The sequence below is a fragment of the Mucilaginibacter gotjawali genome (genome assembly GCF_002355435.1).
Taxonomy (GTDB): Bacteria; Bacteroidota; Bacteroidia; order Sphingobacteriales; family Sphingobacteriaceae; genus Mucilaginibacter; species Mucilaginibacter gotjawali.
The window spans coordinates 4353146-4366813 of sequence record NZ_AP017313.1 but is presented as its reverse complement, the minus strand read 5'-3'; the positions used below and the strand labels follow the sequence as shown (position 1 = coordinate 4366813).

Here is a 13668-nt window from a genome sequence, read left to right as displayed (position 1 = left end):
CACTACTTTAATAATTCAAACCCCGCAGTTATGCCGTTTAAAAGTTTTTTTCTTTGTTGTTTATCGTACCTTAAATATTTGAAAATCCGGGTAGTTAAAGTAAACAGCATAGCAAAAACATAATTAAACCCTTTAAAGTTTTTGCTTATAAAATATATCCGGTTACGAATACCATAATAAATAGTAAATAAAGATTCGCCCCCGCCGGTGAGTGAACTTACTTTATGATAGACATGCAATTGGGGCAACAATTTTACTTTGTATCCTTGTTGACAAGCCCTGTACATAAAATCAGTATCGTCATAATAAACAAAGTATTTTTCATCCATTATACCAACTTTTCCGAACACCGAATTATTAATGAGCATAAAACAGGTTGGCGCATAATCAAAGTATGCTTCATTGTCATAAAGCGGCCCGTCGTCGCTGCCTTCGCCCACATGAATGGATGTACCTTTATAAATTGAAAACCTGCCGCCCGCCATCCAAACCTTCTTATCATCATAAAAAAATATTTTAGGGGTGATAATTGGTTCGGCGTATTTATCGGCATGTGATACGATAGCTTCAAGTAAAAAGGGCTGCGAAAATTCAATGTCGTTGTTCAATAACAAAGTATAAGCAGCGCCCGCGTTTAATGATAAATCGATCCCCTGGTTGTTGCCACGTGCTATGCCCGCATTATCAGGGTTTTTTATATGTGTATAATTATTTATACCATAGCTATTTGTTAGCTCCTTTAAAAGCTTATCGGTATTGTTGTTAGCGGTGTTATCAATCATATATAGATGATAATCCGTAAAACTTTGTATCGACAGGCTTTTTAAAAAGCCATCCAAAACGCCATCGCTGTTAAATAATACAGTAACTAAAGATACCTTTGCCATTATTTAAATAATCCTTTTTGTTTCATTTCGGCAAGCGATTGTTCATATTTGCCTAAACCTATTTCCTGCTTGTTTACCCAATCGGTAAATGCACCTATTCCTTTGTTAAAACTTACTGATGGCTTAAATCCAAGCGTTTTTCCAATCTTTTCAATATCGGCGTAATTGTGTCTTATATCGCCCAACCGGTAGTTGCCGGTAATATTTAAGGGCACGTCAATATTATATTTTTCGACCAGCGTTTTCGCCACAGTCAGCACATCAATAGCAACACCGGTTCCCACGTTAAAAATTCCGTTATTGGCCGCTTCTTTTGTTATACCCAAATAAGTGGCATTTACAACATCATCTATAAACACAAAGTCCCGGCTTTCCAATCCATCCTCAAAAATATTTATAGGCTTACCGTTTTTGATTAATGTTGAAAATATAGAGAGTATCCCGGTGTAAGGGTTGGTTAATGACTGGCCGGGGCCGTACACATTTTGATACCTGAAGGCAACCGGTGCTATTCCAATAGTAGGGCAAACCGTCATGACCAGTTGCTCCTGGTTTTGCTTTGTAATGCCATAAACGGAGGAGGGATGGATTTTCGAGTTTTCATCGGTAGCTACCAGTTTAAGCTCTTTTTCGCAACCGGGGTATTTTACATCAAAGTAGCCTTTATCCATAAATCCGGATGTCCGGTGTTCAGGGTAAACGTATTCATTCAGGTCTTCAGCATAGTATTTTCCTTCGCCGTAAATTGAGCGGGAGGAGGCTATAACCACTTTTTTAACATGATGGTTACTGTTGGCTAAAATATCGAGCATTAAAGCAGTGCCCTGTATATTTACCTCGGTATACCGCGCAATCTCATACATTGACTGGCCTGTGCCCGTTTCGGCAGCAAAATGTACTATTACTTCATTATCGTTTATAGCTTTTTCCCAATCGGTTTTTGAAGTAACGCTTCCTTTAATAAAATTGACTTCATTTTTGATTGAGTTATACAAGGGCGAAGTTTTATCCGGTTCATCGCCATGAATTTGGGCAGAAAGATTATCTAATATTGTTATCTCGTGATTTTCTTTTAGTAAACTTAAAGCCAGGTTACTGCCTATAAATCCAGCTCCACCTGTAATAAGTATTTTCATAATTTTTTTATTTAAGTAATGTTCTAATTAGTGCTATTGATTGTTAAATTCGATTTATAAAGAAAAATCACCCTCAGAAATTTTTCTGTAAAATAAATATGTGTTCTTCGGAGCCGGGTCCGGATTCTTTTAGTAATGTTAGTGATGCATCATTAAAAATCTTTTTAAGATCATCAGCGTTCCTCCTGATCCGGCGAATCCCTTTTCTTTGTGTCCTGGGTAAAATGAAATCAGGCAATGCATTTCGTAAAATGTAACTGAAAGATTGTTTGCGTGTATCAAAATGCAGCTGAGCGATCCCGTCTTTTTGGAGCGAACCGGCTATTTTTAATATATAATCCCTGATAATTTCAAAGTTTTCAATATGTTGAAACACTATAAATGAATATACGTAGGAAAAGGCATTGTTGTACCATCGCTCCGACGGCAAATAAGGCGTTATATTTTTTACTTTAAATTCTTTGCCGTTATCCATAAGTTTATTCAACATCGTTTGGGAAATATCAACCCCTACTGCCCCATTAAACAATTTGGCGTGTGGGATCAATAACCTGCCAACACCACATCCGATTTCGCAAACTGTACCCTTAAAATCAATGTGTTCCTTAACATCCTTTAAAAGGTTTTCAGTAAGTTGCTCACCCGAATCGAAAAAATACGTTCTCCCTGCTTTTGTATCAGAAGGGTAGGGATTTTCAGTAAGGATGTAATATTCAGCATCCGCTTTTGCGAAGTTTTCCCAAAAGTTTTTTTTCATGATAGTTGTTCTTTAAATGTTGACGACGTTTCATATGACCATCATACTATTTAATTAACATCAACATCAGCATAACCCATGAAAGGGGAATTAAGTTTACATCTAAAATTTTTAATTTATAAATTCCCCGCTTTGATTAACTTTTTCCCAATTTTTTGTGGAAGGGTTATGCCTTTTTACGATTTTTGCCGGCGCGCCCGCGATAACACAATAGTCAGGAAATACTCCGCTAACAACTGAATTGGCACCTACTATATTATGAGTACCTAAAATTGTACCTGGTAGTATAACAGCATTATTATAAATTTTACAATTAGTGCCGATAGTTACCGCGTTAACTTGTAAAGGTTGTTTTTCGGGCGGTAAATTTATATCTGTATAACAATGGTTAATATCTGTAATAGTAACATTGGAGGCAATTGCTGTATTACTCCCAATAATAATTTTATCAGCACAGGTTAAGTGTACATTCTGTTCTATTGAAACATTTTCGCCTATTTGAATAAGCGGATAAAACCTGGTGTGTTCATAGTGGTCTACTCCCTCTATCCGTGCATTGTTTCTGATAAAAACATTTTTCCCTATAATGCAATGTTGTTGTGTGAAAATAATAGGGTTTATAATAACGAAATTTCCATCACACTTTTTTAAAAACACGCGATAAAACAGAAGCGTTTTAGCAGCGTGATACCACCACGAGAGTTTCCTTAAAATGTTTGCTACTTTCATTTATTCATAACAATAAAGCATGATTATTAAATTTAAATTGATTTAGTTAGATTTGAGATAATCATCAATATCCCACAAAGTATGGGCGTGTTCCTTTAACCATTTAATATCCTTTTCCCACCATTTGTTATTTAAGAGGTAGTCTATCTGATTTTTTTCAAACCTATATCTGATATGTTTGGCAGGAACGCCGCCAACGATGGAATACGGCTCGACATTTTTGGTAACGACTGAGTTGGCAGCAATAACAGCCCCGTCACCAATGATGACACCATCAGAAATTACAACATTTGCGCATATCCAAACATCATTCCCGACCTTAACCTTACGATAGGGGTTGTGTTTGTCGGTTTTTGAAAAATTCATTAAACAATATGATGGATTAGAATAAATAGCGGGATGTGTACTCACAATTATATTCGTAGGGTGCTTTCCGGGGGCTATCCTTACATTGGGGCCAATTGAACAAAACTTTCCAATTTCAGCCTCAAGGATCACAGACCCACTGGAAATGTAAGAGAAATCGCCTAAAATGGAATTTTCAATAATTACATCATTAACAATCCAGTTATACTTGCCGAATATTGTGTTTGACACCTTGCTTTTATAGCCTATCCTTAAATGGCTTCCCCAATATTTAGCTTGATAATATGCTTTTTTTATCAACCACTTAAAGTATTCACCCATTGGATTAGTAAAAAAACTGTAATCAACGTAATCTTTTAACATATACTGCACCTTTCTATTCAACAAAAAAGTAAATTGCTGATTTTACGAAACTTACGTTTAAAAAAAATCATGTGCGACGGATTTCAGCAAATTTATATTTCATAAAATAATATACTGTAATTGATATAATAATTAACAAGACAATCGGATCAATGATTTTAAAATTAGACTTGAAGAAGAAAACGTTTATTAAAACGATACTAATGAGTACTATAAAATAATAAACATCGCTTGCCATGATTAGCGTTTTAAAAACTATGTCGTGGTCTTTGTTAAAGAAAGTCATGAGGTAAAATGACCCGATAATTGTTGCTAAAAACCAGCCGCACACCACGCCATATCCTCCAAAAAAATACCCGACTATGGCGCCAATCAACACATTTGAAAAGCTTAGCATCAAATGTGTTTTAATAAGGATGTTTAAATTAGCTTTAGCGATATAGTAGAAATAGGATGGCGTGATAAGCAAATTAATAAACGTACTGAATGCCAGCAATACCAGGGTAACATAAAATACATGTTCGTAATGGCCTATCCAATAAAAAGAAATTAACCTGCCTGCCGGCACTATAATACAGACAACAGCTAATGAGAAAAATACGACGTTGGAAAAAACCCTTTTATAGAATATGGGCACGTCGCCCTTTGACACATTTACCAATACAGGGACTAAACTTTGTGTGGCGCTAACAATTACTCCCCTGGCTTGTGACAACAACCGGTTAGCCATTTCGTAATAGCCTGCAAACGCCATACCTCCAAATTTGCCCAATAAAATTTTAATTATGGGCTCATTTACCATTGCCGCTAATGAAATAAACTGGAATTTCATCCCGTAACTAAATATTTGCTTAAAGATAACCTTGCTCCAATTCCATTTAAAGGGGTTATATTTCAATCGGAAAACGATGAGTGTTAAACATGTTATTGCAGTAAAAATCGACTGGCCTACCTGGGCGAAAGCTACTCCTTTTAAATGAAATAAAGGGACTAATACGTAGGTGCCCACTAACAGGAGAATTGATGAAGCACTAAATATCATATTGCGGATATAATTTCTTTGCATGCCGTCCAGTACTGAAGCATAAATACCGTTTACAGCATTTATAACCAAACAAATCAAGGAATAAGGCAAAATGCTAAGACCTTGCTTTATATACTTAGCAGGCAAAACGCCTGTTAAAATCAAATCGGCAAAGGGATAAATTATTGCAGCGATCAGTATGAATAAAACAGTTAAAAAAATGGTTGAAGTGAAGATCAGTTGCTTGATTTTTAAATCATCTTTTTCCGCAGTAAATAAAGCAACAAACCTGATCACAGAATCGGCCACGCCGAAATTTGCAAGGTTTGCAAGCGATGATGTTGATAATACCACTGACCAAACCCCCAATAGCTCGACACCAAGCTTTGATAAAAGATATTTATATAACAGGAAATAAACCAATCCTATAAAAACAACCTGGCCGCCTGAGGTAATAACATTTAATAAAACAAGTCTTTTTTTTATTTCCATTTAAAACTTGCTAATAACTTTTTAAATAACAACCAGCATGCCGATAAAAACATCGCTAAAATAAATCCAATTATAATAGCTTTAATTTTCCCCAATTTGCTTACAAACAAAGGTAATAAAGGCATATCGATAGCTTGTATCAAAGGCGTTTCTTTCCGGAGTTGTATTTTTGAGAGTTCCAGGTTTTTTACAAGTTCAGCGTAAATTGCCGTGCTTGCCTGAACATCAACCTGCTTTTTTTGAGAAGAGGTCCGCAAAACTGACATTAATGGATTGGCATTTGGAGATGCATCTACAGCCTCCGCGACGCCCGATATTGACTTGTTGAGCACTGATTTTACACTGTCGGCTTGCTTTTGCATAACACCTACATTTTGCAATAGTTTTTTTGTTTTGGTTTGCACATAAAAACTATTTACTGTACTAACTATATTATCGGCAAACTCTTTTGCAAATAATTCGTCGTGTGAGAATACGTTGACCTCTATAATGCTCAATTTTTTATCGGGCTTTACTACGCTTAATACCTCATTATTAAATTTTAATACTAAATCAATAATTATACTATCCTGCTGACGATTAAAATGTGCGGGATCTCCATTAAAATTGATACCCTTAAGTTGTGCTTTTTCGTCCCATTTTTTGCGGAGTTTATTAAATTCCACGTACCGGTCGATAAGTTTTTGAGTTTTTCCATTAAAAACAGCGGTGCTGAGCAATGCTGTTTCTATCATCGTGCGCGATTTGTATAATTCGAGAATATTTTCACCCTGAAAAATATCGCCTCCGCCTGAACCCAGGTCAATACCGGCGATTGATGCTAAATTTGCATATTGGCCTAATCCTCCTTTTTCGTTTTCCTCAAGAACAAAAGTATAAACCGCCCTGTATTGCGGCTTTTTAAAAATGGAGTAAATAAGACCTGTTGCACCCCCCAAAATTGCGCAAATCAGAATGACTAGCCATTTGCTTTTAAGGAACCGTATAGCCGAATGTATGTTCATTAAAATATCTTTAACAGATATTTCGTGCGAGTTATTTATTTTCTTTTCCTGGTCTCCCTGGTTCATAAGGATCTGATCAATTAATATAATTATTTATGCAGGCTGATGATTCCTAAAATTACTGCAGCTATTGAAGCAAGCCCTGATGTAATACCAATAAGCTCTGTTGGTGAGAGGCCGCGCCTTACCGGTTTTTTGGGAACATAGATCTCACTTCCGGGTTTTACAGCCGGGTGATTATTAAAAAACAGGAATTTTCTGGTGCCTTTTACAGTGCCGTTAGGGTAAACTACATAGGCCCCGTGTCTTAAAGCTTCAGGCGAATAACCTCCTGCATTATAAACATAGCCGTCAAAAGTTTTATTTTTATTGTAAACGATGGCGCTCGGATAAAGTACTTCGCCATTTACCCTAACCACTTGTTCCTGTTTGGGTATCCTGATAACGTCACCATCCTCCAATATCAGGTCAATACCCGTGCCCGGCTTTTTAAGTATAGCCGGCAGGTCAATGCCGACATAGTCATTTCTAAACTGCAGGTTTTCATTTGATGTGGAATCTTTGTAAGCCACCTTTAGTCTTTTTAAACGGTCAACGCGTTCCTTCGCTATGCCGGTAGTATCCGTTTTATACTTATCAATGCCCAAAATGGCAATGTTATCTCTTTTTAACGTTCCGCCTTCAGCGTCTGCTGACGCGGTTAAACCACCTGCACGCACGATGATGTCTGATACTTTTTCGTTTTTCTGCTGGATAGTGTAATAACCGGGATACAGCACTTCACCTTCAACTTTTACCGTTCTTTGGTTCTCATAGCCGGGTAATGAGTAAACTGAAACAATATCAAACGGCTTTAATTTAAAATTAACCTTACCGTTTTTTAAGTCGGCATCAACGTCAATACTAAAAACATCGGCAACTTTGCTGCTTTTTGATTTCGGGTCGCTGTCATTCACTCTGCGGGCAACCTCTATTCGTTTGGGGCTGGCGCCGGTTACAAAGCCGCCGGCTTGTATGATCAAATCCTCCACACTCATGCTGTCGGCGTACGCAAAATCTCCTGAACGCCTTACATCACCTTTAATTGATACGATATATTTATCGCGCAGGTCAAATATAGAAGAGATGTTAACTACGTCCTCCCGCTGTAAAAGTATATCTGGAGCTGTTTTGTTGACCACATCTGCTAAATTGAAGGATATAATTTCTGAGCTGTTATCTGGTTTAAGCCGGGTAATGGTGCCTGTACCCATAAACGCATCTTCTTTTAATCCCGCCGCTTTTGCGATCAGTTGCGATAAGGTTAATCCTTTTTGCAACTCAAACTGTCCTGGCCTGAAAACCGCGCCATTTATAGTAACGCGGTTTTCAAAACGGTTAATGATACTTCCCACCGTATAAATGTCGCCGCGAAGCGGTATATAGTTATTGTAATCGCTTTCGGGCACATCTGTTATCCGGCGTTGCTGATCGCTTATCTGCGAGACTTTTACGATGGCCGTATAGGCTTCATCCGCAAAGCCGCCGGCAAACCTGATCACATCATGGAGGCTTTCGCCGGGCAGAACTTCAAACAATGCCGGGGTTTTTACCATTCCGTCCATTTCAACCCTTACCTTATAGGTGGGCACGCGTATAATATCCTGGTCCTGCAAGCCTATGTTATCCCTGGTTTCGCCTTTAACTAAAAAATCATAAATGTCAAGCCGCCTTACAACGTGGTTATTCCTGATCACTTCGATCTGCCTGAATGAGCCCTTATCGTTTGGCCCTCCAGCGGAATACAAGGCATTAAACACGGTAGCCAACGAAGGGAGGGTATAAGTACCGGGTTTTTGCACTTCGCCTACTATAATAACTTTAATGCTCCTGATGTTCCCTAAATTCACCTGCACACTGGTGCCGCGGCCAATGGCGTAATTGTTTGCCGCCAATTTGCTTTTGATGGACGCGGTAGCCTGTTCAATGGTTTTGCCCGAAACATTCAGTAAACCAATTCCGGGGATATTAATGTTGCCCTCTGGCGAAACATTCAATTTCCAGTTGATCAATGAGTTGCCATAAACATTTATATCCACCTGGTCGTCAGGGCCAAGTACGTAATTTACCGGGGTGGCCATGTGTAAATTCGGCTCGAATGTTAGATTCCCATTTCTGAAAAGATCGGCGCCAAAGATTCTCGAATGGGCGGCCATTTGCGCGGCATTCACCCTTTTTGGCCTGTTAGAGGTATCCTGCTGATAATTGAGCCTCCTGGGCTGATTTTGAGTGGTATCATCCCCCGGCGGCGCATTATGCGTTTTCCGGTAATCGGCAATACGTTGCTGAAGAAGTTGAACCTGGTCAGCCGTTAGTCCCCTGTTTTGCGCCTGTTGGACCAACTGGCTGTCACTTAAGCCTGATGCCTGGGCTTGCTGAATGATTTGCTGAATCTGGGCGTCAGTAAGGTCACTAATATTTACCCCCGAGAGGTTTTGCGGGATGCTTTGGGCAAAACCCGGAATGGTGATTATACAACAAATAAAAAGTATAGCTACTATTAAAGTGAATTTTAAATATTTCATGTTAAATGATCAATGCAAACCTTGAACATCTGAGACCGTAATTTGTTTTACAAAATGACCTAAAAATAGGTCGAAATTTTTAAATCGATGGCAGGGAATTCATAATGTATTGTAATACAGGTTAAACGGCGTTTTTTTTAAATTTTCAAGGTCTGCGAAGGTAGACATTTAAATGCTTTATTTTGGCTACGACCGCCCGAAAAAATCTTTTGTTCAATTTGCAAAAGGGGAAGGACCCGGGTTAACACAAAGAAACAATACTGTTAACAATTCCTTAACATAATAGTAATGATAACTATACAAACAAACCGGTATTTTTAAGAGTTGTTAGTGTTATAAGTCTGATTTTTAGAACACCCTAATAACAAGCAACATAACATAATTTTAACACAAAATATTAATCAGTATATCATGAAAAACCGCACCGACATCGAAATTCCTGAAAATGAAAAGAAGCAGGTTAAGGAAAATTCCGAGGTAGACTATTGGTCAAAAAAATATGATATTTCAAAAGAAGATCTGAAAAACAAAAAAATTAACGTCGGGATTTATGACAAGATCATCGAATCCTATCTTCAAAACGCACGCTAAATAGTATTTGGAATTTTAAAGCCACCGGCCAGACAATGTCGTCTCACCGGTGGCTTTTTTATGCTTTCCGGGTTGCTTGCTCAATGCTGTCCCACATTTTATCAGGTACCATTTCAAGTGCGTTAAACTGACCGGCTCCCTGCAGCCATTCGCCGCCATCAATCGTGATCACCTCGCCATTAATATAGCCCGAAAAATCGGAAACAAGGAAAGCTGCCAGGTTAGCCAGTTCCTGGTGTTCGCCAACGCGTTTTAGTGGAACGCGGTTTTTAAAATCAAATTTTTCTGCCATTTCGCCGGGCAATAAACGGTCCCAGGCGCCCTTTGTAGGGAAAGGCCCGGGCGCTATCGCATTGCAGCGGATGCCGTGCCGGCCCCACTCAACCGCCAGCGACCTGGTCATGGCCAAAACGCCGCCTTTTGCGCAAGCTGATGGCACCACATAAGCTGATCCGGTAAAGGCATAGGTAGTTACGATATTGATGATATTACCCGGTCTTTTTTTGCTGATCCAATATTTGCCCAGGGCCAGCGCGCAATTCACCGATCCCTTTAACACAATATCAATGATAGCTGAAAATGCGTTTGCCGACAAACGCTCGGTAGGTGAGATAAAGTTACCCGCAGCGTTATTCAGCAGGGCGTCAACGCCCCCAAAAACTTTAACGGACTCGTTGAGCATGTTTTCAACTTCCTCATACTTGCGCACATCACAGGCAACGGCCAATACTTTTCCGCCTGTGGCAGCTTCCATTTCGGCGGCGGTTTGTTTTAACACATCCAGTTTACGGCTGGTGATTACCAAATTGGCCCCTAGTTGTAAAAAATAAGTGCCCATGGCTTTGCCCAAACCGGTGCCTCCGCCAGTTATAATGATGGTTTTTCCCTTCAGGGCATCCTCTTTTAACATGCCACCGGCAGCTTGCTGTTTTTGTTCCATTGTGTATGTTGTTTATCGATATTAACCCTTCCGGGTCATTTTTTAGGAGCAGAACTTCTTGCTTTTAAGTTTTGGATGATCACTTCCAGCGTGGCTCTTGTTTCGGGCGCCCACCATTGTTTCAGCATCTGGTTAAGTGTCGCGCTTTGATCCGTATTTGAGTCGCTGATCAGTTCCTGCCTCAGGTTTAGTTTGCTCTGGCTCCACGTAACCGGGTTAAACTGCATATATGTTTTTACCTTTTTTTCTGCCTGTGCCAGCAGGTCTTCGGCCTGACAAACTTCATCTATCAGGCCGATTTGAAGGGCTTCATTCACTTTAACGAGTTTTCCTTCTAACAAAAATTGATAGGCTTTTTGCTTGCCGATCCAGAAAGCATATACTTTAAAGATCCCCTCAGGGACTATGATGCCCACCGGAATTTCATTTAAGCCGATGATGTATTCTCCTTCAGCCATTAAACGGTAATCGCAGCAAACGGCCAGTACACATCCGCCTGCCGGGCTATGCCCGCTAAGTGCAGCCACTATTGGTTTTTTAAAAGCGATCAGTGTGGATTGCAGGGCAAAAAAATCGGTCCAGAATGCCCTGGCCTGTTGTTCATCGTACCCGTAAACTTCCATCAGGTCGGCGCCGGAGGAGAAAAAGCCCTCTTTGCCGGTTAATATTACCCCGCCAACCCGGTCGTCATTTTCCAGGTCTTTTATGCAATTCGTGAGTTCCTTCACCATTTGGTGGTTAATCGGGTTGGAGCGGCCCCTGTCAAGGGTAACTACCGCGATTTTGTCATTTACGGCAATTTGTATGGTTTCCATCTCTTATTTATCGGGGTTCGCGGTTAAGTCTGCCTGGTCAGCATACATCTCTTCTATTTCGGCGTTATATTTTTCAGTAATGATCTTGCGGCGCATTTTACCGGTAGGGGTAAGCTCACCGGTATCAACCGTCCATTCGTCGGGAAGGATCACGAACCTTTTGATCTGCTCAACGCGATTAAATTCAGGGTTGAAGCCCTCAAGGATAGATTGATACATGGCGATAATCCGGCTGTCTTTAACCATTTCTTCCTTTGCCATATCCGGGATATGATTTTTTTTGCACCAGGGAACCAGGTTGGCATAGGAAGGTACGATCAGCGCCGATGCAAATTTCCTGCCGGCGCCAACCACCATCATTTGTTCAATAAAATAATTTTCCTTCATTTTATTTTCGATGGGCAGGGGCGCTACGTATTTTCCACCGGAAGTTTTAAAAATTTCTTTTTTACGGTCAGTAATCTTCAGGAATGAATCTTTATCAAGCTCGCCAATATCGCCGGTATGGAACCATCCGTCCTGCAAAACTTCGGCGGTAAGTTCCGGGTTTTTATAATAGCCGGGCATTACATTGGGGCCCTTGCAAAGGATCTCGCCATCCTCTGCAATTTTTACCTGCACATCGCGTAATAACGGCCCTACGGTGCCAAACCTTCTTTTTTCGGGGTTGTAGTTATTAACAGAAATAACAGGCGATGTTTCGGTTAGCCCGTATCCCTCTAAAATAACGATCCCGGCAGCGGTAAATATCCGCTCCAGCCGGATAGGGCAGGCAGAACTACCGACAACAATAGCCTTGACGTTGCCACCCAAAGCTGCGCGCCATTTGCTGTAAACGAGTTTATCGGCGATGCCATGGATGAATTTATACCAGGCACTCTTACCATTCAAGTCGAAGTGATCGGCGATCTTTATCGACCATAAAAATATTTTACTCTTTATTCCGCTTAGCTTTTTTCCCTCGGCAATAATTTTTTCGAACACTTTTTCAAGTACCCTGGGCACAGCGGTAAAAATATAGGGTTGCACTTCCTTAATATTAGGACCGATGGTATCCATGCTTTCGGCGTAATAGATGGAAAAGCCAAAGAAAAGATAGATATAAGAGCACATTTTTTCAAATATGTGGTTCACCGGCAAGAAGCTGAATGCCCGGCGCTCTTCAATCGGGATCTGCGCAAGCACATCGCCGGAGGCCATCGCATTACTCACAATGTTTTTATGCGTAAGCATCACCCCTTTAGGCCTGCCGGTAGTGCCGGAGGTATAAATAATGGTAGTGATATCATTTTCACCAATCTTGTCGCTTATATCCTGCAGATTCTTTTTTTCATCTGCTGTTATGGGTTTTAACAGTTCGGTCCAGTTGGCGCAATCCTGTAACTGATCAAAAGTATAAATAGCTTTAAGCGAAGGGATATTGTTACGGATGCTGCTTACCTTGTCATATAACTCCCTGTTGCTGATAAACATGATCTTTACTTCAGCTTCGATCAGGATCTGTTCAATTTCTTTAGCATTGGTATTGGGGTACAAAGGAACCAATACTGCCCCCGTTTGCTGAACGGCCAGATCGGTAATGATCCATTCGGGCCTGCCGCTGCTGATCAGGCCCACTTTATCGCGGCCCTCAGCGGTACCATCCCCTTGTGAAATGCCATATTTCAACAGCGCAATGGCTAACTGGTAAACCATATCATGTACCTGTTGGGTACTGTATGACTGCCAAACGCCATTTACTTTGGCATTTAAAAGATCGGGTCTGGGTTCTTTTGCCTGCACCGCCATGCAATCGAATAATCTCAGGGCTTTTTCTGCTGTTGCCATTTTTTTATTAAAATACTTTATTTAAACCCTTCAAGCGACATTGACAATGTTAACTTATGAAACTCCCCTCTCGAGAGGGGGTGCGTTGGGAAGTGCAGTGGCGGGGGTGTGTTCGCCATCATGCGGCTTAATACACCCCTCCACCCCTGCCGGCAGGCAGGCCTCTCAAGAGG

12 protein-coding genes are annotated in these 13668 nt (G+C 40.3%); 1 reads left to right on the top strand and 11 read right to left on the bottom strand.

Going from position 1 to position 13668, the window contains the following annotated elements:
• Positions 1-2 precede the first annotated feature (2 nt).
• From MgSA37_RS19190 to MgSA37_RS19155, 8 genes are all read right to left on the bottom strand, one after another.
• Positions 3-887: a glycosyltransferase family 2 protein gene (locus MgSA37_RS19190; RefSeq protein ID WP_096354192.1), complete on the bottom strand. Its 885-nt coding sequence runs from the start codon at positions 885-887 to the stop codon at positions 3-5.
• Positions 887-2023, bottom strand: coding sequence for an NAD-dependent epimerase/dehydratase family protein (locus MgSA37_RS19185; RefSeq protein ID WP_096354190.1), 1137 nt, complete (start codon positions 2021-2023; stop codon positions 887-889). The genes MgSA37_RS19190 and MgSA37_RS19185 overlap by 1 nt, the downstream gene beginning before the upstream one ends.
• Before the next feature lie 73 nt (positions 2024-2096).
• Positions 2097-2780, bottom strand: a complete 684-nt coding sequence (locus tag MgSA37_RS19180; RefSeq protein WP_096354189.1) for a class I SAM-dependent methyltransferase — start codon at positions 2778-2780, stop codon at positions 2097-2099.
• Positions 2781-2891: 111 nt separating this feature from the next.
• Positions 2892-3509: an LbetaH domain-containing protein gene (locus tag MgSA37_RS29440; RefSeq protein WP_096354187.1), complete on the bottom strand. Its 618-nt coding sequence runs from the start codon at positions 3507-3509 to the stop codon at positions 2892-2894.
• Positions 3510-3551: 42 nt separating this feature from the next.
• Positions 3552-4238 (bottom strand): CatB-related O-acetyltransferase, encoded by a 687-nt coding sequence (locus tag MgSA37_RS19170; RefSeq protein WP_172885346.1) that lies wholly within the window; start codon positions 4236-4238, stop codon positions 3552-3554.
• A gap of 67 nt (positions 4239-4305) precedes the next feature.
• Entirely contained in the window at positions 4306-5754 is a 1449-nt protein-coding gene (locus tag MgSA37_RS19165; RefSeq protein WP_096354186.1) for a lipopolysaccharide biosynthesis protein, read from the bottom strand.
• Complete coding sequence (locus MgSA37_RS19160) at positions 5745-6824, bottom strand: Wzz/FepE/Etk N-terminal domain-containing protein (protein ID WP_096354184.1); 1080 nt, start codon at positions 6822-6824, stop codon at positions 5745-5747. Before MgSA37_RS19160 ends, MgSA37_RS19165 begins: the two co-directional genes overlap by 10 nt.
• 23 nt (positions 6825-6847) lie before the next feature.
• On the bottom strand, positions 6848-9322 hold the full coding sequence (locus tag MgSA37_RS19155; RefSeq protein WP_096354183.1) for an SLBB domain-containing protein: 2475 nt from the start codon (positions 9320-9322) through the stop codon (positions 6848-6850).
• Positions 9323-9733: 411 nt separating this feature from the next.
• Between MgSA37_RS19155 and MgSA37_RS19150 the strand changes: the two genes are divergently transcribed.
• Complete coding sequence (locus tag MgSA37_RS19150; protein WP_096354181.1) at positions 9734-9913, top strand: hypothetical protein; 180 nt, start codon at positions 9734-9736, stop codon at positions 9911-9913.
• Positions 9914-9971: 58 nt separating this feature from the next.
• Here the strand turns inward: MgSA37_RS19150 and MgSA37_RS19145 are convergent, their stop codons facing one another.
• From MgSA37_RS19145 to MgSA37_RS19135, 3 genes are read right to left on the bottom strand one after another with little or no spacing between them, the layout of a single operon-like run.
• The gene (locus tag MgSA37_RS19145; protein ID WP_232010684.1) at positions 9972-10853 is read right to left on the bottom strand and encodes an SDR family oxidoreductase; all 882 of its coding nucleotides are present in this window, start codon (positions 10851-10853) and stop codon (positions 9972-9974) included.
• 35 nt (positions 10854-10888) lie between these two features.
• Positions 10889-11668, bottom strand: coding sequence for an enoyl-CoA hydratase/isomerase family protein (locus MgSA37_RS19140; protein ID WP_096354180.1), 780 nt, complete (start codon positions 11666-11668; stop codon positions 10889-10891).
• 3 nt (positions 11669-11671) lie between these two features.
• Positions 11672-13495 (bottom strand): AMP-dependent synthetase/ligase, encoded by a 1824-nt coding sequence (locus tag MgSA37_RS19135; RefSeq protein ID WP_096354178.1) that lies wholly within the window; start codon positions 13493-13495, stop codon positions 11672-11674.
• Positions 13496-13668 lie beyond the last annotated feature (173 nt).